We start from the raw sequence: 22918 nt of genomic DNA on the forward strand, positions 1-22918 counted from the left end.
AACCCTTTTTTTATTTTCCCAAATGATTTAAAGCCTTTTTCACAGAGCCCTTCTCTGTAAGCAGGGCTTTTGCTTTTTCATAATCGGTTATTCCGGATCTTTCCATTAACATTTTCACGCTGCGATCGATGATTTTGTCGTTGATCAGCAGTACATTGACCATTTTGTTATCCTCCACCCTTCCCAATCTGATCATGGCCGTGGTGGAAATCATATCAAAAATCATTTTCTGGGCAGTCCCGGATTTCATACGTGTACTTCCCGTCACAAACTCTGGACCAGTGATTACCTCCACAGGGAAGTCCGCCTGAGAAGCAATGGCAGATTCCGGATTACTAACAATACAACCGGTGGGTATACCATTTTGTCTGCAGGCCTTAAGTGAGGCCAATACAAAAGGGGTAGTTCCACTTGCCGAAATCCCCAATACAAAGTCTTTGGCGGATATGTCATGGCTTTGCAGAGCCAGCCATCCTGCCTCCCTGTTATCTTCTTCTTCTTCCCTGGCTTCTATCAGGTGCTCCACACCTCCGGCAAGGATGACGTTCACTATTCCCTTCGGAATACCATAGGTAGTGGGCAGTTCAATGGCATCTAAAACAGAAAGCCTGCCCCCACTTCCCGCACCGAGATAAAACAACCTACCCCCTGCTTCCAACTGCTTTACGATGCTGCCGATCAATAAATTAATTTCCGGAAGCACCTTTTCTATGGCCAGGGCTACCTTTTTGTCCTCATTGTTGATATGGGCCGTCAGTTCGGCAATTGACATTTTTTCCAGGTGCCTGTACAAGGAGTCCTGCTCTGTGATTCTGGTCATGGGGAATAAATTTTAACTTTTTAAATGATGTTTTTATCAAATGGAGTATCCTGCAGAAGACGCGCCTTCACCAAAGGAGTAATTCCCCTTCCCTTGTACGTTTGACAAATATAAGCAAGCTCATTTCGGGCAATGGGGATATGTTACGTATCAATAAAGACAAAATCAAGACCAGCCCATTGCAGGGCATTTGGCCATAATGGATTATGAGAAGTGATGCAGGTACCAAAAACCAATTTTTCAGCTTTGATTTCGCTCAATAAGCTCATCATACGATTGATTTATTCATTTACCGGTGAGGAGATTACATCCAGGTACCTTCCCATCCAATAGGGCAGCAACCAAATATCTCCTGCACTATTTTCCTGGGTACCGTTTCTTCCTCCATCCAGCCCAAAACGATTGGCATTGTGCCTTCGGATCTGCAATTCATCCGGAGGAAGTACCTCCCGGGTGCTTTGCCGCCTGAAATTTTCTTCCATCAGTTCAATGTCTTTTCTGTGGCTGTTTTTTACCGTCCAGTTGATCAGATCGAGCGGGTATTCCTGCAAGTACCAAATGGCTTCCTCCAAATCAAAATTTTCTGGTGAAACCATTGCCGAAAAGATATTCCAAAGCCCCTCTTTTTCGGGTCTCTCTGCCTCCCAATGATCCATTATAGCTATTTTGTATTTTTCTTTCAGTTCTTCATTAAAGGCATACCGGTACAGCCCCCAATAGCCCAAAAAGTACATCTCGTCATCAGAATGATTCCAGGACTCCGAAAGCATGGCGGCCCACTCGTCACTTCCTTCCTGAGCTTTACCAATCCCTTCCATAGGACGCATCAGGTTTTCCAGATAACCGTGATTTTCCATTAATTCAAAGGCTTTTTGCTTGTACAATTCCTTCCCGGTAAAATGATAAGCCGTCTGCAGCATGGCCACGATATTGGAGGAATTCAATTTCCGGTCGCCTACCATGGTGGGAAATCCGTTGACGTATTCCGGATTCCACCTTCCCCAAGTAGTGGGTTGTCCGTCATAATCGATCAAATACCAGTCATTTTCCACGATGTGTTCCATAAGTTCATCCAAAAGACGGACGGCCTTGGCCCGAATGGCCTCATCCTCCACCAATTCAGCGATGACACCAAATACAAAAACATGCCCAATGGCCTCGTCGCTACTGGTCGTTGCTTTCCAGTCCCACTCAGGGTCAGTTGCATGCTGCCAGCGCTCCGGATCAGAAAGACGCTCTATATATCCGCTTCTCTCATAAGACCTGGAAGGAAATCCGGCTACGGGATTTATGGTATAGAGCCGCTCCATGGCATCCAGAGATTCCCTTACATTTTGCAAAGCCGCAGCTGAGCCCGTCACCGCATAGCGAAAGGCCTCTCCGCCAAGGTACATGGAAGTCCAAAGGCCATCGTTGTCGGAATCGCCAAGTCTACCTGAATTTACATTTCCTTCTTCCATTCCAACCAGACTGGCATTAAAGCCATGTCGGATATGCCTTTGCCGTACTTGCTGATCGTAATATGCAGCCTTCTCTTCCAATGTGAAGGTGTCAAAAACCAATTTCCCTATTCCCTGATCAGTCATTATAAGCACTTCATTTTCATTCTTCTGGCTGATATGAATCACTTTTTCACCAGGAAGCCATCTTTTTCCGAAATAATAATTGAATTTGCCGTCTTCCCTGAGCATAAAAGCTCCCATTTGGGAACCAAACCATAGCATACCGTTGATCTCAGTTATTTCTGTTAATTCCGGCCAGGGCAAAGCTTTGTTCTTTTCTCCCACAACCCGGCCTTCGGTGAGATCCCATTCGAAAAAGCCATCCTGGGTACCAATTGCCAAAAGTTCCTTTCCACTGCGCAACTCGAAACAGGTAAATTCATTTCCACTGGTGAGGGTTTCAATACTTCTCTTATCCAAATTAAAGGACCGCACGGATTCTGAAGATAACAAATAAAATACCTTCCTCACATTATCGTATTTAATATCCAAAATTGCCGATCCGTTCACACTACCTTTCCACAACAGTCCTTCTTCTCCTATCAAATGAAGCTGCTTACCATCGGATACCAAAAAATTGAAACCATCTCCCTGGGCAAAAAGCCTGGCTTCCGGAAGTTGATGGGGCAAATAAAGGCTGCCTGCCCAGGCATTGCTGAACACGGCCTTGTCATCCAAATAAACAAACTGCTCGTCTACTAATGTTATATTCTTGATGGCTTTATCTTTCATGGGCAGGTAGGTCCTGTCCTGAATCAATTTGCCGGGATATAGAAATGCTCCTGCATGCGTTCTTAACAAACCATTTTCTGACAATACCTGAACGGTACCATTTCTGTCGGCAAAAGCCTTCTTAAAACCCTTTTCCTCATCGCCAACCAAATACTTGACGCTGAATTCCTGGACAAAAGAATGGTCCAAATGTACTTTCTTACTGTAAGCCGGCAAGTTTTGGGCTTGTAGCCTGACAATACCTAATATCAATCCCAGTAGTATCAGGGATTTAAAATGTGAATGCTTCATTGGTAAAAGGATAATTTAACTGGTGATAATAATAATTAATGCTGCGACAAGGCCAGCCTTTTTCAGCATAGAATAGCATGTGAATCATTAAACTAAAATGGGTAGAACTTCAAACAATCAGCATCAGGTTCTGGGTTTATCCTGTTCGTATCCCATTAAAAATAAATTTGTCCGCCCTGCCCAATGGACAGGAGCGGACAAAACTTACCTAACCTAACTACTAAAGTCAAATCAATTTTACCCTGTTAAGGCAATCAATCTACTCACCTGTAATACAGTACTACCACGTAGAAGGACTATTCCTAAAAAAAATTATTTGGATCAATTTTAACATATTTAATTGCCTTGTCCCCATTATTGAGGTGATAGGAATAAGTAGCGTGAATTATTCCATCTACATCCTGAATCAGGGAAGGGTAGGAAAATCCTCCAACATCCTTTTTTTCATCCTCCAGATAAATTTTTCCTCTCCAGGTTCTGCCTTCATCATCTGAAATATACATGGACAACTTGTACCTGCCATCATCCACATCATTTCCTAAAAACACCCAGAGCCCATTATCCAAAACCAATAATTCCACACTGGCGGTATTGGGAATGGTTGATTTTTCGGCTGCAGACCAGCTAACCCCCTCATCGGTTGAAAAGCTCCTTTGCAGCCTGTTTGGCGCATCTCCACTATCCCGCATCAGTGCCATGATTTCCCCATCCTTTCTTTGGGCAAGTGCAGGCTGAATCGGGCCCCTGCCTACTATTGGAAGACTAGAAGTCCAGGTCTCTCCATCATCATCCGAAATGGCCACCATGGAGAAATTAAATCCATCAGAATAAAGTGGCAATAGCAATCTCCCAGACTGCAAAACCAATGGCTTGATACGCGTCATCCACCCAATGCTTGTTTTTTTGCTATCCTTGCTTGCCTCTATAATCATTTCATCATAGGTAGGTGCATATTCTGACCAACCCGAAGTATTTTCAGGCAATTCCCCGAATTTCCTTACCACCTCTTCATGAAATTCCTCACCGGGTTTCAAAAGGATATTGTCCTGCCATCCCCAAATGGGTGCACCTGCATTATCATAGGCGGTACTGGTCCGTATCCTGAGTATTGACTGCTCCCACCGGTTTGCCTGTACAGCTATCCAGACCAAAAAAAGCTTTCCTTCCTGGTTGATAAACAGTACCGGATTGCAATCGGGAATGCCCGGGGTATCTGCCAACAAAAACGGGGCTCCCCATTGACTCTCTCTCCTCCTCAATCTTGCTCCCATAATCCGGACATCATCGGCTGTGCGTTCCCCGGAGCCTTCAAACCAGGCGGCCAGCAGGTCGCCATTGGGAAGGGCTACGATGCTGCTGCCATGTACATGATTTTTCTGCAGGGGAAAAATGAGGCTCTCAGATACAAGGACTTTTTCCCTGGGAATGTATTGACCAAATGCTGTCACACATGCCAATAGTAATAACAGGGTTGAAATTGATTTCTTCATTTGATATTCTTTCTTCTTTCCATCACTTCCTGCCAGGTGGTCAGCAGGATACCTTCCTCGGCAATAAATTTCTTCAACTCCGGATCTGTCATGGCCAACATATCTGCATACCTGGATCCACCAGAGGAGCTGATCCTGTCAAAAGTCTTCCGGTCTCCATTACTGTGGACAATGACCATGGCCAGCCCGGGTTCCATTTCTCTGAGAATGGATTTAAATTGTGCTACCTTGTATTCTCCCCATGCTTTATCATCCGGATTTCCTTCAGGTTTCCAATTCCCACTTACACTGTGTAAATCGTCCAACACAGGCAGTCCTGATTTCCAGATCTGCTGGCCGATTTCAGCAGCATTTTCCAACATTTCATTGCCTGGCAACTCCATTCCTTCCCTGAATTTCCCATCCTTTTTCAATTGCTTGATCAGGTTGTCCCTCATGGAAATTTTCAAAAGTTTATTGTTTCCCCCCGGAAACATGACCGGAATACCATAATCCACCCCGACCTTGATGTACCTTTCAAGAAAAGGGGGATGGTAAAACAAGGTCCCCATATGGCTGTCTAAATGGGTAGGTTTCAGGCCCATTTCCAGGGCCCGGTCTATTTGGGCGCGTATTTCCATTTCCACCTCATCTGCACTGGCATGTTGTACCACTTCCCTTACAGATGGCCACAAGGATCCCTCAGCATCAACCAGTCCAGGCACTGCTTTTTTCCCGGAAATAGGATGCCAGCGATAGTCTTTCCATTCAGATGTAAGTGTCAGGTGAATGCCCGCATCCATGGGCTCCTGCATGGCATACCGGACGAAACTGGCAGCCCAGGGACAGGGCATCATGATACTACAGGAGGTAGCAACACCGTTTTCTATGGATTTGATGGTACCTTCATTGGACTCATAAGACATCCCTGCATCATCCACGTGAAATATCACCACTTTTACCCCTGTGGGATAGCCAAGCATCTCAGCATAGGTAGCCGCCCTTTGGGCAATGGCTGACTCCAGCACAAGCAGGATTAAACAGCCGATCATCATATTGGTTTTAATATCCATTTCTCACTGTATTAAATACCTTCGATTTTACCTTTCCAAAATGCTACCCTTTCCCTGTTCCAGGTATAGCAGGCCACCAGGTGACCATCCTCATAAAACATGGCCGGATAAGACAACTCATCAGACTCCCTTTCTCCTTTTTCTATATCAAATTTAGAAGTCCAGCTATGTCCATTGTCCGTGGAAACAGCTATACTGATGGGAAACCTGTTTCCCCAGTTTTCTGATACAGGATTGTATATGACTGCCAACTTCTCACCACCCAAATGGGCCACATCGATGCCACTGTTGTTATTGGGAAGGGATGTTTCACTTACGGCAGACCAGGTTTTGCCATAATCCTCTGAATCTGACCTGCAGATCTTTCCGGAACTGCTTCTCATGAGCATGTGAACATGGCCTGGTTTTGATTCCCAGAGCGCAGGTTGGATTACACCCTCTCCTTTGATCACACCCCGGTCCATTTCCAATTTATCAGTCGCTTCCCAGCTTTTTCCTCCATCTTCCGAGCGGTCTATAAAAACTGTCCAAACCTTATCCTTTTCATCTGAAGCCGGGGCAAGCCAGGTTCCATTGGATAAAACCAACATGTGATTTCTTACCGGACCCCGACCACCTTTATCACCAGGAACCAATTCTTCTGCCACTGACCAGGTATCACCACCATCCTCTGTATGCTGTACCCAGGTCTCCCAATAGTCAATTTCCTTTCCTACCTTAAAATACAGATATACTTTTCCGTCCGGGGCATCGAATAGCACCGGATTCCAGTGGGGGTCATTCCTTACTTTTACCAATAGTTTTGGCGCTGACCAATTTCCCGGACTTCCTTTTGATGTCCAAATCCCCACATCATCGTTTTTTTCATGAGAACCTGCAAACCAGGCCATCAAATAGGTCCCATCTCCCAAGCCTACAATGGTAGAAGCATGGCATTGGGGAAAAGGCCGGTCATCTTCAAAAACATGATCGTATTCAACCGTCTCGACGGCTATTTCTGCCGGTTCTTCCCTAATTTCAGGATTTGAATCTGCTGTTTTTTCTTGTTTGCAAGACTGAACCAATACCATAAGTACAGTAGCCAACAGCCAATAATTGCTTTTCTTTTTCATAAATATCATCAAATTAATGCCATATCTGACAGTATACATTCCTGCCCAATTTTTGTTTTTTATTCCGAAGTCAGGTAAACCCCTAAAGATTTCACTTTAATATCTATTGGCCAAACAAATCTCTTTTCCTTCCTAAATGTTCAAAACAGTTGCTTAGCATAAATTCCTGTTGGCCTTAAGCGCAGACCAATGGCAAAGGTCTTTTTATATAACAGGCCAGTTCTGGGTTTAGCTTAAAGCCTGAAACAACAACATAGAGAATAATGGATCACCTTAAAGCTAAATGGCATAGGCAAGGGAAGGTACCTGCGCAGCTTCCAGCATTAAGTTATGCAATTTGTAATTCTCTATAAATGCAGGAAGGTTTTCGCTTCCCGGGCCATACATGGCCAGCTCTACGTAATCACTGGAATGGCCTGTGCCTGACCAGCCAATTCCTGTATGGTTTGCTTGAATACTGGCGAGCAAGTGGTTGGGCACCTCCCCTGATCCGTACATGCCATCCCCATCCGGCCCCTGGTATTTCTTAACTATTGCCTCGGCTTCCTCTGTTTTAAGTTGGAGGCCCTGGTAGGCTTCGATCAGGTCAGCAACCTGGGCTGGAGTATTGTCTCCGGAGAGTTGTTTCAGGATCCATTCGTTGGAGCGGGTAGCGGTGTAAAGTTTGGAAAATTTATTGCTGGAAAAAAGCCCCGGATTGGCATTGCCATGATCGGTGGTCATGATGACGAGCGTCTCACCATCTCTGGAGGCAAAATCCAGTGCAATACCTACCGCTGCATCAAAATCCAGCTGATCATACAGGAGCGCAGGGGCATCATTGGCATGTGCTGCCCAATCCACCTTTCCTCCTTCAATTTGCATGGCAAAACCATTCGGGTTTTGACTCAGTAACTCAATGGCCTTAGCGGACATCTCAGCCAGAGACGGAGTGGAATTTTTCAATTCAGGATCATTCTCCCTATCGATGGCATAAGGCATACCACCTTCACTAAACAACCCCAGCACCGGACTTTGTCCATTCAAGTTGCGCATTTCTTCTCTGTTTTGCGCCAGGGAAAATCCAGCTTTTCGAAAATCGCTCAACAGGTCCCGTTTATCCTCTCTGTATTCACTATCAAAGAGCGCCTTGCCTCCACCCATCATCACATCGAATTCCAGATCCAGGTATTTTACCGCTATTTCAGGCATGGCACTCCTGCTTTTTTCATTCACACAAAAAGAAGCCGGAGTAGCATGGGTAATGGGTACGGAGGTTACGCAGCCCACTGATTTACCCGCACTTTTGAATTTTTGCAATATCGGAACCGGCAATTCCCCGTTTGGGCCCACATTCAGGGATCCGTTGGGTACCCGCATACCACCACCCCAGGAACTTCCGGCGGCAGCGGAATCCGTCACCATTGAATTGGAAGAGGCAGTATCCATTAAACCCCTTTTGGCAAAGCTACTTTGGTAATAGCCCATCCAACGACTCCTTTTACCTTCCTTTTGTCTCAATAGCAGGTCGGCCATGTTTAAGGTGCCGGTACTCATTCCATCACTTACTAAAAAAATTATATTTTTTGCCGTTTTCGCTTTACTGTGCACACTGGGTTTGGCATAACCCAATTGGGTACCCATAGCTCCCAGACCCATAGAGGCCAAAAGTCCCTTATTAAAGAATTCCCGTCTTTTCATAACTGTCTATTTTTTACTGTAATTGAAATTCAAAATTAAGATGTGGACCGAATACATTAAATCCAGAAAAAGTGAAACATATCCTATCTCATAAATATAACATGATCTGTTATCAACAATACGCTATTTTTCACATTTGTACTATTAAAAAAAACCTACCTGGCCAATAGTACAAACCCCTAATTCAAAGTATAACTGCTGAAAACGGACACCTTACAGAACCTTTTATTCCTGACTTTCAAACAGTTCGAAAAAAGCATGGAAGGCAGGTAGGCTACCAATTCATTTGTATAATATTTAAATTAAGATATATTTGTTGTTTCATTTTTTATAAAACTCACCTGAATTAGCGCAATGAACATAGGAATAGATTTAGGAGGTACAAAAATCCAGGTCGGCATTGAGAAAGATGGGAAAATTATCCACAAAACCAAAGCCCTCTTACAAGAAAAAGACGATCTTCGTTCTACTTTGGAGCAGGTGATTCAATTTATCAAACCACTCACTATCCATAAAGTAGATGGCATTGGCATCGGTGTACCTTCGGTTGTAGATGTGGAAAAGGGAATTGTTTACAATGTTACCAATATACCTTCCTGGAAAAAGGTAGCACTCAAGGATATCCTGGAAAAAGAATTTAACCTGCCTGTATTTGTCAACAACGATGTCAACTGTTTTACCATTGGTGAACATAAGTTCGGTTTAGGGAAAAACTACAGCTGCATGGTGGGAATGTCCATAGGAACAGGTTTGGGATCGGGAGTGATTATTTGGAATAAACTTTATGCGGGTATCAATTGCGGTGCGGGCGAAATAGGACTTCTTCCCTATAAAGACCACAATATTGAATATTATGCCAGTGGAAATTTTTTCAATGCTTTTTACCAAACGACAGCTTTAGATGCTTTTACATCCGCTAAAAAAGGAGAAAAGGTGGCACTGGAGCAATGGAAAGCCTTCGGCCAACATTTCGGGGCTGCAGTTCAGGCGGTCATGTATACCTATGATCCCCAGGCCATCGTTATTGGGGGTTCAGTAGCCAATGCCTATCCCTATTTTGAAGCTAGCATGCGAGAAAGCTTCAGGGATTTTATTTATCCTGAGTCCATAAAGAAATTAAAAATTCACCTTACTGAAAATGAAGATATTGCGCTTTTGGGAGCCGCTGCCCTGGTAGATTTGTCTCTGGAGCATGCCAATGGGGTGGTACAGAAATAAGCTGGCACCATCAAACAGGTGAAGCCATTGATTTTAATTTGGATTTTCACCCTGTTTCCAGCAAAATTAAAAACCAATAGGACTGAATGTGTAGCATTGAGTTTTTTATCATTAACTTCATCTTCAACAATTAACGGGATATAAAATCGAGCATGAAGCAAACGAACTCAGAGAGATAATTTTGTAATATGCGAGATTCTACCTGACTGATAGCAGTCAGTTGTGGCCATTAAAAACAATAATAAACACATGAATCATAACAAACTCATCGTAGCACTGATTTTATTGATATTTTTTGTCATTTCCTTTTTGACCAATATTCTTGGCCCCATAATTCCTGATATCATTGATAGTTTTACCCTGAGTATTGGTCTGGCCGGATTTTTACCTTTTTCCTTTTTTGTGGCCTATGCGGTAATGTCTATTCCCTCAGGGATTTTAGTAGAAAAGTATAAGGAAAAAAAGATGCTGGTCCTGGCATTTACGCTGGCTTTTTTGGGTGCCATATTGTTTGCATTGATTCCCGGGTTTGCCATAGCTCTTACTTCCTTATTTATTATCGGAATAGGTATGGCCATTTTACAAGTAGTCATTAACCCCTTGCTCAGAACCGCAGGAGGAGAAGAGCATTTTGCCTTCAATTCAGTATTGGGCCAATTGGCTTTCGGTGCGGCTTCTTTTTTGAGCCCCATGTTGTACAGCTATCTGGTTACAAACATGCATACCGATGACATTTCTGTATTGTTTACATTTTTAAATGAAATGGTACCGGAAAACCTCAAATGGGTATCCCTTTACTGGGTATTTGCAGTCATTGCCTTTATCATGGTCATCGTAGTTTATCTGGCAAAATTTCCAAAGGTAGAGCTTAAGGAAGATGAAAAAATCGATATAGGGGTAGCATTTAAAGACTTGTTGTCCAACAGGATCGTCATCCTGTATTTTCTGGGGATTTTTTGTTATGTAGGTACAGAGCAGGGAATCGCCAACTGGATTTCCAAATTTTTACAAAGTTACCATGGGGTGGATCCTTCTACAACCGGCGCAACGGTCATTTCTTATTTTTGGGGATTACTGACCATCGGTTGTCTGCTGGGATTGCTGCTATTGAAATTTATGGATAGCCGAACAGTATTGATAGGCTTTACCGCGGGTGCCATCCTGGCCTTGCTTTCAGCACTTTTCGGTCCGGTATCCTGGGCTTTGGTGGCCTTCCCACTGACAGGTTTCTTTGCCTCGGTCATGTGGTCCATTATATTTTCCCTGGCCCTGAATTCCGTTCCCCATCATCATGGTACCTTTTCCGGAATCCTATGTACGGGCATCGCAGGTGGTGCCCTGGTGCCGCTGATTGTAGGCGGCATTGCCGAATTGGTCGGGTTAAAATTGGCCATGCTTTTTCTTTTGATCACTTTAGGTTATATCCTGAGTATTGGCATCTGGGCCAAACCTCTGGTAAGCAATGCCACTAAAAATTTCAAAGATATCTTCCGGTAAAGCATGTATAAAATCATTTTACTACTGGATTTTGCAGAAGAATATAGTAAAAGTTTACTCAAGGGAATTTCCAAGTATTCAACAGAAAACGGCCCATGGACCTACTGCCGCATGCCCTTGTATTACCGGGAGACCATCGGCATAAAGGGTATTTTAGATTGGGCAAAGGATTGGGGGGCCCACGGCATCATCGGACAGTTGTATAATGATATGGACCTGAAGCTGATCCTTGATTCCAAAATTCCGGTTATTGCTCAGGATTTTAAAGAACGTTTTTCTGAACTCCCCAATATTACCGGATCCTATCACGAAGCAGGAGAGATGGGTGCTGAGTACTTTTTAAGAAAAGGATTCAAAAATTTTGCTTTTTATGGGTTCAATGACATTGTTTGGTCCAGGGAAAGGGCTGAAGGATTTGAAAAGAAAATCAACTCTGTTGGGTCCAAAGTGCATTATTTTGAACACCGGAAATCACGTTCTACCGACCTCTGGTATTACAAGAGCAACTCCCTGAGCAAATGGCTGATTTCCCTCCCAAAGCCCATTGCCTTGATGACTTGTGATGACAACCAGGGCCTGCATATCACAGAAGCCTGTAAGCAAAACAAAATCCGCATACCTGAAGAGGTGGCCGTTTTAGGAGTGGACAATGATGAAATGCTTTGTGAATTATCAGACCCCCCCTTGTCCAGTATAGGGCTTGATATAGAAAAGGGGGGGTATGATACGGCCAGATTGATGGAGCACATGATCCAAAATGGTGCTGACCAGTTTTATGACATTCATGTTAAGCCCACACAGATCATTACCCGCCAATCCACAGATATCTATGCCACCAATGATGATCATATCGCCTCCACGCTAAAATACATCCACAAAAACATAGAGAAAAACCTGCAGGTAGATGAAGTGGTAAAGCAGGTTCCCCTTTCCAGAAGGAGTCTGGAAAAACGTTTCCACCAAATCACAGGCTACCCTATCTACAAGTATATTTTTAATTTACGGATAGAAAAATTCACACAAAAGCTTCTGGAAACAGACCAAACTGTTTTTGAGATCGCCTTGGATTTGGGCTTAAACGACAGCAAAAATATTGCGCGGCAGTTCAAACAGATAAAAGGCTGCAATCCAATTGAATACCGCAAAAGATACCTGGCTGGTAAATAAGAAATTTGCTCCCACTTTTTTTGTTCTCCTCCAATAAAACATGTACTTCCAAATGGTACAAAATAAGTCGTATCTGGTATATTAATCATATGAAGCACTTGAGTAAAAACACCATGCTATCCATGGTAATTGTAGGAATGGCTTTAGGCACGGCATGGGCCATCAGGGGGCAGTTTGGACATGAACAAGGAGCAGCCTGGGCAGGTGGCATTGGCAGCCTTTGTATCATCGTACTCTCCAGAAATAAGAGCTGGTACAATAAAGCCATGAAAGCAGCTTTTGCAGGAGCCGTGGGTTGGGGTCTGGGTGGCATGATGAGCTATGGGGCGGTGGTAGGCTATGGTAGAGGAGTGGACTTTGTCAATGTTTATTATGGATTGTCCATGTTGTTTATCATCGGAGGCCTTTACGGCTTAATTGGAGGGGGACTTTTTGGTCTGGTACTGGCCGATCATCCGGAGAAAAAAGTGAAATGGCACCAGGTCATCATCGAAATGACCACCGGAGGAGTCATTTTCTATTATTTCATCATTGAACAATTGGGCATTGCCATGACCCCACCCAGATCAGAAGCTTGGGGAGTCTGTGCTGGTATTGGAATCGCCATGATGTATTACCTGGCCAGGAAGAAACAGTACAGTGCCATGCGGGTAGCCGTATTTGCGGGCCTTGGTGGCGGCTTTGGCTTTGCTTTTGGCAATTTCCTCCAGGTATTGGGCAATGTAGGCCAGGTGCCCTTTAACATGTGGAATGTGATGGAGTATTCATTGGGTTTTTTTGGAGGGCTGGGCATGGCTTATGGAGCATATACCTCTCCCTGGCCAGAAGAAAAACCCACAACAAAGTACACTTACAGTAACCTGACCATACCTATGGTAGGGTTTCTTTTACTGATTCCATTTATTGTCTGGCAGCAATCCTTTGTGGAGAAAGACCTGGAACCTACCATAGGCAAACTGGTCAATGATCCCGGCATTTGGATCAGCATGGCCCAGTCAGTGGCTTTCGTGGCCTTTCTTATTCCAGCCATTTTCTGGATCTACTTCCTTTCCAACAAAAAAAACAAGCTCAGTCAGGAGCTGAGCTTTGCGGAAGTTCATGGTATTTTCATCTCTTACTTTGCCGTATACATCATTTTTACCATACTGATTACTGGATCTTTTCTGAGTTTTTACCGGATCGAACAGTTTTTATACATCCTCAATTTTGCTGTTATCCTAGCCCTGATCCCAAAAGCAACACCTCTATTTTCCAGTAGAAAGGCCCATCCCCAAAAATGGATCCTGATGGTATTGGGAATATTGGTATTTATTGCCTTGATCAGCTTGATTGCCATCAGCAGTCATGGGGAGATGCCGGGGATGAACAAGCGGTTTGATTGGTAGGATTTATTTACCAAACTGTCATTATCGTTTCAGGGGCTTTTGTCTGGAAGAACGGATGTTGATCAGTTCTATTTGCCCCTTCCGGAGCTTGATTCGGTAGGTTAGGATGGTAAGCTTGTTGATAGGCCTGCAATCCATTCTATCAACCGCAATTTCTCTTTCTGTATGTCCATAAAGCTGCCTTTTTTCAGAGATAGCATTTTTAGTCCTTTTTAAAGTTTCACCTTAATATTTCATTTTTTCCCACCTTTCCGGCTGTATCATCTGTTTAAAATGGTGATTTCAGCGGCCATAATTCCGCAATAATCCCTTCAAACCATGCATTACTTCTTTTCATTATCCACTCTGCCTGGTTAAAACCACCACTCGTGGCCGTCTGTGTCGCATAAAAGCTAACACCCGCCTTTTGCAGCAAGTTCGATCTGTCCTCCCCAGGCCTGAAAGTTAAACTGCCGACAGGAATGAGAAAAGAAGCACAATCTTAAATCTCTTTAATATTTGCATCGTTTAATAATTAAATCTTAAATTTTCATTATGAAGCAACTATTTGAAATAGAGAGCGATAAAATCGAAATACTGGAGAAGTTTAGGGAGCTTGCCAGAAGATACAACGTATCATTTCGAGAGAGGGAGTTGGCAAAAAACGAAAATCCTTCCCCAAGCGGAGATCCATATTTCGAAAATCCAAAAAATGTACAAGAAATACTTGAAGGTGTAAAACAGTCCAAGGAGGGGGAAATTATTGAAATGACCAAAAAAGAACGTAAAAAAATGCTCGGTCTGAGAGTTTTAAAATAGCTTTTTAAGCTTATGGACATTATTAGACCCCTATTTATGTAAGTGATTTTTTGTAGCGAAGCTTCTCCAACCTCCTCCCAAACTTTTTCCGGGCCAAAAAACAAAGAACGTTTCGCCCCTTTGAGCCACCTTTAAGATAGCTTTTTCAATTCAAAAGTTTTCCAAAAGAAAAAAGACACCCTCTCCCGAACCAAATAAGGCAGCCAAATTATAAGTTAATAGAATTATTGAACGGGAATTTAATACCCTGGTCTTTCAGGATTGGCATTAACAAGCGTATTATTCCCACCTGCATCCTTGTGCAATTCAAAAGCATCGTAAAGTTCGCCGGTTACGCTATAAGCGGCGTAAAGTAACCGATCGTCTTCTGTGCGGATGAGCTGATACATCTCTGTATTCGATGCCTTCCTATGCATCCAGGCAAATCAATTTCAAATTCGGAAAGTTGAACTGGTAACAGGTCTCATCCAGACCCAAAGAACCGTTTAGTGGTAGGTCAAGTTGTGGAGGTCACTTAGGTGAAAATAAAAAAGGTTCTTCGCCCCAAGCCGGAGCGAAGAACCTTTATCGTGATTTGAAAAAAATGAAATTATACCCTAAAATGGAACATTGGTGCCCTGATACAACCAGGGCTTGGACCATGGACTATCGGCACCGAAGTTTCCGGAATATGGAGTCACCTCAAGGCCTCCCGCATCCAGTGCAGCCTCAATGCTTTCTGAATTGTTATTGTATTCGTCGTTACCATATTGGAACCTGATGGCCACCTCTGGCTGAGGAGAAAGTGGACCTGCCTCCAGTGCAGGATATCCTGTTCTTCGGAAATCAGCAAAGGATTCAGCAGCAGCTGTCCAGCTGGCCACCCATTTTTGTTCCATTATTTGCTCCAATGAATTGTTAAAACTGATTTCTGGCTGACTGATGAAGGAATTGTACTCATCAGCCCTGTTCCAGGTTTCCAGCGACTGCTCTATGGCTTTATTGTAATGAGTTTCGGCATCTCCCACATTCCAGCCTTTCAAGGCAGCTTCTGCAAAGATAAAGCTCACTTCTGCTGCGGATATGATCCTGGCCTTCAAGATATCACCTGGGGATCCCTCGGTGCTGTAAATAGGAGCAAGCTGAGAAACATGCTGGTTTTGCGTTCCCTGACCCGGTGAAGGATTACCGTTATAAGATTCTGGAACGGTAATTCCAGGAGGAAGGCCTACATAAAGGTCATCGTTGTAATCCTCTTCTACCAGAGTAGGATTGTACCGCCTGGTAAATTTCACATCGGCATACAATTCTACAAAATCATCATAGGGGTATGTTTCCACACTCAAAGGCTCTCCATCCGCTCTGATAAAATCTTCTCTGGCTGTAGCAAGGGATTCATCAGCTACCCATTGTACCCGCACCGAATCAAACCATACAGTCAAACGGGGGTCGTTGGTACCCGTCAATTGGTCTATGAAAGTCTGGCAGGCCTGATACCGCTGAAAATCATCCGGATTGAGTCTCACATGCCTGGACAACCACTGATCATTGGCCCCTCCGGTGTAATCCAAAGTTGCATCCTGGGAAGGATCTTCAATATATATACCGCTGCTGTAAATGGCTTCGACTCCTGCCCTGGCCACATCAGGTTTTTTCTCCGAAAGGCGCATGTAATATCTCAGCAAGAGTGAATTGGCAAATCGCTGCCAGTTTTGGGTATTCCCACCGTAGTACAGGTCATTGCCACTTGTAACCCCTTCATTGGAGGCTGAGCCAAGAATCTGAACTGCCTGCTGAAGATCTGCTATGATCCCATCGTATATCACTTCCTGGCTATCAAATTCAGGGTATTGAAATTCCTCTCCTCCCTGGTCACCCTTCAGTGCATCCGTATAAGGCGCATCTCCCCAAAGGTCTGCTATATTACCAAATACAAAGGATTTCATGGTCAAACCCATCCCCTGAAAGAATTCATTTTCCAGATCCTGTCCCCTGCGGATCATCAGCTCATTGGTGCGTAATATATCGTACCAGCCTGTCCAGTTCCGGTTGCTCCATTCGTAATGGTTGTGTCCACCGTACCAGCCATTTTTTTGGGTATGTTGAACAGCACCTGCAAGGTCATTGTAACCCAGGTTTACATAATCCTGGGCTGCGGAAGACAATACCGTTGGCATCAACAAATTCGGATTGGCATTGGAAGGCTCTATTCCATAAGGATTGATATTCATCTCATCTAGTTTCTCGTCACAACCCGAGAATAGGACCAATCCGAATACGAATAAAGCTATTTTTCGAAAATCAAATAAATGCTTCATGATTTGTATATTAAAGGAATTTACAAATTAAAATTAAGTTTGAACCCTACCGGAACACTCCAGGGCATTACATTCTGCCTTTCAATTCCCTGACGGAACTGAGACGCTGTATCTCCCTGACTTCCCCCTCCGGCCCAGAAGGCCCTTTCCGGATCAATACCAATGTCAGCCTTGGTCCACAACATGATATTTCTTGTGTAGATGGCAAAGGTGGCATTTCTGAAAGCGCCGAAATCCGGGATGCGATAACCAAGAGAAAGTTCTCTCAGTTTAATGAAAGAGGCATCAAAGGTAACCTGCTCATTGAACCTCCAGGCATAAGTATTGGTAATGGGGTAGATATTGGTTTCTGGCCCTCCAAGATGTTCTTCATATACATCATCTGCATAGTTATCAGGCGTATCCTGGCCCGCAGTTTGAATCACACCTGGTACAAAGGCACCGTCATTTCCATTTTCATCCACAGGAAAACCTCCTGTCTCAGCAGTATGCCCACCCACTCTTGGGAAATTACCTGGTCGTGGAATGATGTACTTATCCGGATCTGATTTCAATAGCTCCACCAATTCGGCATCGGTATACAATCCACCAGGAATCAGGTTATCCAACTGACGCTGGGATTTCCAGTCTGACTCCCCGTATCGATACGTAAAGGACATGAACTCCCCACCACTTCTCCAATCGAAGCTGGCATTCAATACCAATCGTTTGTAGCTCAAACTGGTTTGGCCCCCCAGGATAAAGTCCGGATTGAAATTCCCTACTTTGCGAAGCTCCTCATCAACACCACGGAATGCTTGCCATTCGCCCGTACTGGTCAAAATTGGCCATTGATAGTAGGGAGAATTAGGATCCTCCACTTGAGCAAAGCCCGAGCTATACATATCTCCGATGTTCTCTCCAAGGAAGGTAATCGCTCCTGCATCATTTTCACCCCAAAGGATGATTCGGTCCAGGTTATCGCTCAGCTCCACCACTCTGGTTCGGTTTCTACTCCAGTTCAGGTTAATATCCCAATTCCAGCCATTCCTGCTCAATGGTGTGCCTCCCAGGGTAAATTCCAAACCCCGGCTTTGGATCAATCCGGCATTGATCAATCTGCTGCTAAATCCAGAGGAACGGGGAAGGTTTACTGCAAAGATCTGGTTTCGGTTATCTACAGTATAATAGGTACCTGTAAACCGCAATCTGTTTTGAAACATATTTAAATCCACACCTACTTCAATTGATGTGGCTTCCTCAGGCTTAAGATCTGGGTTTAACAAACCCGAGGGCATAGCAGCGGTATTGATATTGTTGTACAATCCGGTACTTAGATTCTGAACCAATCGGTAGGGGTCGGTATCATTACCTACCTGTGCCCATCCTATCCTACCTTTAAGCATGTCTATGCTCTCAGGCAAATTAAAGGTATAATTGGCCAACCAGCTTAAAGAGGCTGATGGATAAAAATACGAACGGTTTGCAGCGGGCAAAGTAGAAGACCAGTCATTTCGGGCCGTCAAATCCAGGTACAATTGGTCTGCAAATCCAAAAGAAGCCAAACCGTATATACTGTAGATGGATCTTTTGAAATACCCGCTATTCACCGAACGATTATCTGCAGGAATGTTTTGCACGTTATAAATACCGGGAACTACAAGGCCGTTATTTCGGTTTCCTCCTACGCCAACACTGTTGCTGGAGCCAAAACGCGTCATGATGTTTCCACCAGCAGAAGCATTGAAATCCAGTTTTCCAAAATCCTGCTTGTAACTGGCCAGAATATCCGCATTGGATTCCTGAGTCAACAAGTCAGTGGTGTAGTATCCACCTCTCTCCATTCGGCTGTAGCTGAAAGGGATCTTGGTCTCCCGGTTTTCATTTGACCTGTCAAGGGAATACCTGGCTGTAATGTTGAAATTATCATTGAATTTGTAATCCAAAGAGGTATTGCCAAATATGCGGTCCCGCCGGAATGAATTTTCAATTCCGTAGGCAATGAAATAAGGATTATCACCTGCAGTAGTTCGGATTTGTTGGATTCCCTCCTGTCCTTCTACCCAAATGTTTCTCATCTCTTCATAATTTACATAAGGGGAGGTATAAACTGCCTCCAGAGGATTCGCCCTGCGGTCTCCGGTACTTGGTCGGTCATTGGACATACTGTTACTGTAGTTGAAATTCGAACTGAAGGTCAACTTCTCCAGAATGTTGTAGGAAACCGAGGTGGAAATGTTGTTTCGGAATAAATCGGAGTTGGGGATCATTCCCTTGTGCAACATATTGGAATAGGAAACCCTGTAAGTGGCATCATCATTTCCTCCACTTACGGCCAGATTATTTGTTGAAGTCACCCCTGTTTGCATGAAATCCTTCATGGCATTTGGATAGGACCTTAGCTCAGTAGGAATTCTGTTCCCGTTCTCATCCACAGGACTGTTCCATTGAATGGCTGTATTTCCTGCATCAAGTTGGGGACCACCCCAATAAGCGGATCCTTCATTGAATACCCCTTCCCGGTTACCATTGGCATAGCGGTAATGAAAGTCCAGTAAGCGTGTAGGTCTTTCGAATACATTACTGGTAGAAAAGGAAACGCCCATGTCTTTTCGTTTGCTGCCAGATTTGGTGGTGATCAGTACCACACCATTACCTGCTCTGGTACCATACAGTGCGGCTGCACTTGGGCCCTTTAGTACACTGATATTGGCAATGTCATCCGGGTTGATATCAGATATGGCATTACCGTAATCAACCTGGTTGCCATCCCCATTCTGGGAAATGTTGTTCAGGGAATTGGACATCGGCACCCCATCCACTACAAAAAGGGGCTGGTTGTCCGTAGTCAGGGAAGTAGCTCCCCTGATCACCATACTCATGGATGATCCCGGACCACTTGTCTGATTGATGGTCACGCCCGGCATTCTACCTGCCAGGGAACTCAACACATTTTCCTGGGTTACCTGGGTAATGTCTTCTGCTTCTACACTGGAAACATCATAGCCCAGTGAACGTTGGTCCCTTTCGATTCCAAGGGCTGTCACCACCACTTCAGACATGTCGGTTGCTGTCTCCTCAAGAGAAACATCTAAGGTGGTTCGGTTGCCAACAGTCACTTCCTGACTTTCGAAACCGACAAATGAAAAAATCAAGACAGCATTTGGGCCTGCCACATCTATCCTGTAATCACCATCTGCATTGGTTACAGTGCCATTATTCGTTCCTTTTTCAAAAACGGTTACTCCGGGAATACCTACATTGTCTTCCTGAGAAGTCACTGTTCCTGTGACAGTAACAGCGATTTCATCTTCCAATAAGCCAGAGGCATGTATTGGATTTCCTAAACTGGTACCCGGAAGGTTGTTTGCCCCCGCAAGTAAGGTGCCGGTACAAACCAGTCCTACCGATAGAAGTGGTACCATCCACTTCAACATTTTTTTAGTACGGCGTTTTTTCATAACTCATTAAATTGATTTACAGTTTTAATTTAGCTTTCCTTTATTTTATTGGAATTTTTCATCCAAACCGGGCCCCTTCTGAACCTGAGGCTTATCTGGAACAACCAATCATTTTGATCATTATCCATTACCTTTATCCGTTGTGGCGGATACATTTACGACTTTTTTATTTTTTTTTTCCTTTTCATATTGAGTCAAAATCTCATCAAAATATTTTTTCATACTCGCCTCAAGAAGGGTTTTCATCTCTTGGTCTTCCATGCCCTGCAACAACTCCTCAAATTCCTCCCGGGAAATCGTATTATTTACAAGCCGCTGAAACAGAGCTTCTGGTTTTGTCTTTTTCATGTGTTTGCCCTCCACGGTATATACCAGGTCCTGGAAAAAAAGACTATTTATTATTTTCAAATTGTGATGAAAAAATTGTTAACCAACTTAACAATTCATTAAATGGCCTGTTTCCCCCATTTGCTGTATTAAAATAAAAATGAGTCTGGCAAAATGATATTGCCCTTTAACAATTTGAATCTCTATGAAAAAAATAACTTACGCAGTACTGTGGTTGAATCTAATCCTGGTTTCATGTAGTCCTGACGGAAGCATTCCCAATAATTTGCCCCCGGTATCTGAAACGATGGATGGGATTGTCTCAAGACTATATGCGGAGTGGGACAAAGAAACCCTGGACACCATCTCCCATGAATTCATTGAGCAATACCTCAGTGAGGAAGAGAAAGCTGCGCTGGCCACTCAGTATTGGAAAATGCGGGTAAATGTTCCGGTAACTGTTTCCTTGATGCGGGATAAAGCACAAAAAAAGATCCCATTCTGGCTGGAACCCTCGGGATTTACCCGGACGGATATGGAAGTCAAAAACGGGATTTATACCTATGAAGTATGGCAGAAAGACTATGATTCCGGGCGAATAAACCTGGGCATCAATGGCTTTGGCAAACACCGCCCCGTATATTTTGTAGCACTTGCCCCTCAAAACCAGGATGAGGATTTGGAGATCACCCCTATTTTTCCGGAAGACCAACACATAGAAATTTTTAAAACCGGTGCATTCACTTACCATGACTGGGATGGGCTTACACTTACGCAGGTACCAGAGGCTCTCGAAGGGCAGCAATTACTGACCACCATTCGGGGGAGAGCCAGGGAAGCACACCTGGTCAATGCTTTCCGTACCACTGATTTTCCTACTGGCCAAAAGCCTGACCAGGTAGTGTTGACCTGGAGCGGCGATCCTGCCAGTACCATGGACATTCAGTGGCGCGCCGATGAAACGGTTACTGAAGGATTTGTGAAATACTGGTCTGAAAAATCAACCGATACATTGACTTCTAAGGCAGAAAAATTTCTAATGGAGGATCGGCTTTTGCAAAATGACCGCTATATGCACCGTTTTACGGCAAATCTTCAAGCACTTAACCCAGATACAAAATACGAATATATGGTGGGAAATGATGCCGCAGGTTGGTCATCCGTTGAAACATTCTCCACTGCAGCCAGGGAGAAAAAAGCTTTCTCTTTCACCTGGTTTGGAGATATTCACAATTCAGCTATTTGGGGTGACCTGATCAAAAAATCTGAAAAACAACATCCCGGTGCAGCATTTTATTTTTCCTCCGGTGACCTGGTCGACACCGGGTTGAACAGGGATGATTGGGACAAACTTTTTGCCTATGCGGGAGGCCCCATTTCCAGAAAGCCTTTTTTGGCAGTTCCAGGCAATCATGACAGCCAGGACGGCCTGGGAGCCTGGATGTACGAAGAAATGCTGAGCCTTCCTTCCGATAGTCCAAATCCGGAAATGGCCGGAAGGACCTATGCTTTCAATTACCAAAACACGCTATTTCTCATGATTGATGCCACCCTTCCTTTGAGTCACCAAACCGCATGGATTGAAGAAAAACTGAGTGGATCGGAAGCTACCTGGAAAATCGCCGTTTTCCATTTCCCCCCTTACAATGCCGTGGAGCCTTACCCGGAAATTCAGGACCTCTGGGGGCCGCTTTTCGACGAATATCATGTTGACATGGTTCTTGGGGGGCATTTTCACTATTACATGCGCTCAAAACCCATTTATAAGGGTGAAGTCAAAAACTCACCTGAAGAGGGGACCATATATTGGATATCGATTGGCACTACAGGAAAGAATAAAGGAATAGACAAGGAATCTTATGCGGAAATTCAGTTTTCGGGAGAGCACCTTTACCAGTATGTCACCATTGATGGAGACCAGCTGAATGCAACAACCATAAACCTGGAAGGAGAAACGGTAGATCAATTTAGTATAAACAAATAATAGCAAACCTGTTATTTCATTTTAAAAAAGCCTACCCTGCTGACTGGCAGTGGGTGGGCTTTTTTTATGGATCATTTTTTTGACATTACTTGGAAGATCCCCATTATTCCATGTATTTTTAAAGTT

Annotated in this window: 17 protein-coding genes; 6 read left to right on the forward strand and 11 right to left on the reverse strand. The window is 44.0% G+C overall.

All coding sequences use genetic code 11. The features are described 5' to 3' along the window. Positions 1-10: 10 nt before the first annotated feature. The 7 genes from G9Q97_RS19870 to G9Q97_RS19895 all read right to left on the reverse strand — a co-directional run bounded on the left by G9Q97_RS19870 (position 11) and on the right by G9Q97_RS19895 (position 8679). The gene (locus tag G9Q97_RS19870; protein ID WP_166150102.1) at positions 11-820 is read right to left on the reverse strand and encodes an N-acetylmuramic acid 6-phosphate etherase; all 810 of its coding nucleotides are present in this window, start codon (positions 818-820) and stop codon (positions 11-13) included. 143 nt (positions 821-963) lie between these two features. Then, positions 964-1092: a hypothetical protein gene (locus G9Q97_RS25250; RefSeq protein WP_262889484.1), complete on the reverse strand. Its 129-nt coding sequence runs from the start codon at positions 1090-1092 to the stop codon at positions 964-966. 9 nt (positions 1093-1101) lie between these two features. After that, the gene (locus G9Q97_RS19875) at positions 1102-3345 is read right to left on the reverse strand and encodes a ligand-binding sensor domain-containing protein (protein WP_166150104.1); all 2244 of its coding nucleotides are present in this window, start codon (positions 3343-3345) and stop codon (positions 1102-1104) included. Between the two features lie 302 nt (positions 3346-3647). After that, positions 3648-4835: a sialidase family protein gene (locus G9Q97_RS19880; protein WP_166150106.1), complete on the reverse strand. Its 1188-nt coding sequence runs from the start codon at positions 4833-4835 to the stop codon at positions 3648-3650. Continuing rightward, positions 4832-5887, reverse strand: a complete 1056-nt coding sequence (locus G9Q97_RS19885; protein WP_246255791.1) for a polysaccharide deacetylase family protein — start codon at positions 5885-5887, stop codon at positions 4832-4834. Before G9Q97_RS19885 ends, G9Q97_RS19880 begins: the two co-directional genes overlap by 4 nt. 11 nt (positions 5888-5898) lie before the next feature. Beyond that, positions 5899-6999: a sialidase family protein gene (locus G9Q97_RS19890; protein WP_246255792.1), complete on the reverse strand. Its 1101-nt coding sequence runs from the start codon at positions 6997-6999 to the stop codon at positions 5899-5901. A 279-nt stretch (positions 7000-7278) separates the two neighbouring features. Beyond that, positions 7279-8679, reverse strand: a complete 1401-nt coding sequence (locus G9Q97_RS19895; protein ID WP_166150108.1) for an alkaline phosphatase — start codon at positions 8677-8679, stop codon at positions 7279-7281. Positions 8680-9033: 354 nt separating this feature from the next. On the opposite strand from G9Q97_RS19895, the gene G9Q97_RS19900 reads away from it, so the two are divergent. The 5 genes from G9Q97_RS19900 to G9Q97_RS19920 all read left to right on the forward strand — a co-directional run bounded on the left by G9Q97_RS19900 (position 9034) and on the right by G9Q97_RS19920 (position 14744). Beyond that, the gene (locus G9Q97_RS19900; RefSeq protein WP_166150110.1) at positions 9034-9897 is read left to right on the forward strand and encodes an ROK family protein; all 864 of its coding nucleotides are present in this window, start codon (positions 9034-9036) and stop codon (positions 9895-9897) included. A 249-nt stretch (positions 9898-10146) separates the two neighbouring features. Further along, a complete protein-coding gene (locus G9Q97_RS19905) occupies positions 10147-11394 on the forward strand; it encodes an MFS transporter (RefSeq protein ID WP_166150112.1) in 1248 nt (415 codons plus the stop codon). Positions 11395-11397: 3 nt separating this feature from the next. Next, positions 11398-12561 (forward strand): DNA-binding transcriptional regulator, encoded by a 1164-nt coding sequence (locus tag G9Q97_RS19910; protein ID WP_166150114.1) that lies wholly within the window; start codon positions 11398-11400, stop codon positions 12559-12561. 89 nt (positions 12562-12650) lie between these two features. After that, complete coding sequence (locus G9Q97_RS19915; RefSeq protein ID WP_166150116.1) at positions 12651-13946, forward strand: hypothetical protein; 1296 nt, start codon at positions 12651-12653, stop codon at positions 13944-13946. A 534-nt stretch (positions 13947-14480) separates the two neighbouring features. Continuing rightward, entirely contained in the window at positions 14481-14744 is a 264-nt protein-coding gene (locus G9Q97_RS19920; RefSeq protein ID WP_166150118.1) for a hypothetical protein, read from the forward strand. A gap of 239 nt (positions 14745-14983) precedes the next feature. Here G9Q97_RS19920 and G9Q97_RS19925 read toward each other — a convergent pair whose 3' ends face one another. From G9Q97_RS19925 to G9Q97_RS19940, 4 genes are all read right to left on the reverse strand, one after another. Next, positions 14984-15160, reverse strand: a complete 177-nt coding sequence (locus tag G9Q97_RS19925) for a hypothetical protein (protein ID WP_166150120.1) — start codon at positions 15158-15160, stop codon at positions 14984-14986. A gap of 180 nt (positions 15161-15340) precedes the next feature. Further along, positions 15341-17041 (reverse strand): SusD/RagB family nutrient-binding outer membrane lipoprotein, encoded by a 1701-nt coding sequence (locus G9Q97_RS19930; RefSeq protein ID WP_166150122.1) that lies wholly within the window; start codon positions 17039-17041, stop codon positions 15341-15343. 20 nt (positions 17042-17061) lie between these two features. Further along, positions 17062-20481 (reverse strand): SusC/RagA family TonB-linked outer membrane protein, encoded by a 3420-nt coding sequence (locus G9Q97_RS19935; protein WP_166150124.1) that lies wholly within the window; start codon positions 20479-20481, stop codon positions 17062-17064. 120 nt (positions 20482-20601) lie between these two features. After that, on the reverse strand, positions 20602-20829 hold the full coding sequence (locus G9Q97_RS19940) for a hypothetical protein (RefSeq protein WP_166150125.1): 228 nt from the start codon (positions 20827-20829) through the stop codon (positions 20602-20604). 184 nt (positions 20830-21013) lie between these two features. Here G9Q97_RS19940 and G9Q97_RS19945 point away from each other — a divergent pair, with 184 nt between their 5' ends. Continuing rightward, positions 21014-22792: a purple acid phosphatase family protein gene (locus tag G9Q97_RS19945; protein WP_166150127.1), complete on the forward strand. Its 1779-nt coding sequence runs from the start codon at positions 21014-21016 to the stop codon at positions 22790-22792. Positions 22793-22918: the final 126 nt, after the last annotated feature.

Source organism: Cyclobacterium plantarum (genome assembly GCF_011290685.1).
Lineage (GTDB): Bacteria > Bacteroidota > Bacteroidia > Cytophagales > Cyclobacteriaceae > Cyclobacterium > Cyclobacterium plantarum.

Coding starts and splice junctions, on each gene's coding strand:
- G9Q97_RS19895 (WP_166150108.1), bottom strand. CDS start 8,679: ATGAAAAGACGGGAATTCTTTAATAAGGGACTTTTGGCCTCTATGGGT.
- G9Q97_RS19940 (WP_166150125.1), bottom strand. CDS start 20,829: ATGAAAAAGACAAAACCAGAAGCTCTGTTTCAGCGGCTTGTAAATAAT.
- G9Q97_RS19925 (WP_166150120.1), bottom strand. CDS start 15,160: ATGCATAGGAAGGCATCGAATACAGAGATGTATCAGCTCATCCGCACA.
- G9Q97_RS19875 (WP_166150104.1), bottom strand. CDS start 3,345: ATGAAGCATTCACATTTTAAATCCCTGATACTACTGGGATTGATATTA.
- G9Q97_RS19930 (WP_166150122.1), bottom strand. CDS start 17,041: ATGAAGCATTTATTTGATTTTCGAAAAATAGCTTTATTCGTATTCGGA.
- G9Q97_RS19885 (WP_246255791.1), bottom strand. CDS start 5,887: ATGGATATTAAAACCAATATGATGATCGGCTGTTTAATCCTGCTTGTG.
- G9Q97_RS19935 (WP_166150124.1), bottom strand. CDS start 20,481: ATGAAAAAACGCCGTACTAAAAAAATGTTGAAGTGGATGGTACCACTT.
- G9Q97_RS25250 (WP_262889484.1), bottom strand. CDS start 1,092: ATGATGAGCTTATTGAGCGAAATCAAAGCTGAAAAATTGGTTTTTGGT.
- G9Q97_RS19900 (WP_166150110.1), top strand. CDS start 9,034: ATGAACATAGGAATAGATTTAGGAGGTACAAAAATCCAGGTCGGCATT.
- G9Q97_RS19890 (WP_246255792.1), bottom strand. CDS start 6,999: ATGAAAAAGAAAAGCAATTATTGGCTGTTGGCTACTGTACTTATGGTA.
- G9Q97_RS19880 (WP_166150106.1), bottom strand. CDS start 4,835: ATGAAGAAATCAATTTCAACCCTGTTATTACTATTGGCATGTGTGACA.
- G9Q97_RS19915 (WP_166150116.1), top strand. CDS start 12,651: ATGAAGCACTTGAGTAAAAACACCATGCTATCCATGGTAATTGTAGGA.
- G9Q97_RS19945 (WP_166150127.1), top strand. CDS start 21,014: ATGAAAAAAATAACTTACGCAGTACTGTGGTTGAATCTAATCCTGGTT.
- G9Q97_RS19910 (WP_166150114.1), top strand. CDS start 11,398: ATGTATAAAATCATTTTACTACTGGATTTTGCAGAAGAATATAGTAAA.
- G9Q97_RS19905 (WP_166150112.1), top strand. CDS start 10,147: ATGAATCATAACAAACTCATCGTAGCACTGATTTTATTGATATTTTTT.
- G9Q97_RS19870 (WP_166150102.1), bottom strand. CDS start 820: ATGACCAGAATCACAGAGCAGGACTCCTTGTACAGGCACCTGGAAAAA.
- G9Q97_RS19920 (WP_166150118.1), top strand. CDS start 14,481: ATGAAGCAACTATTTGAAATAGAGAGCGATAAAATCGAAATACTGGAG.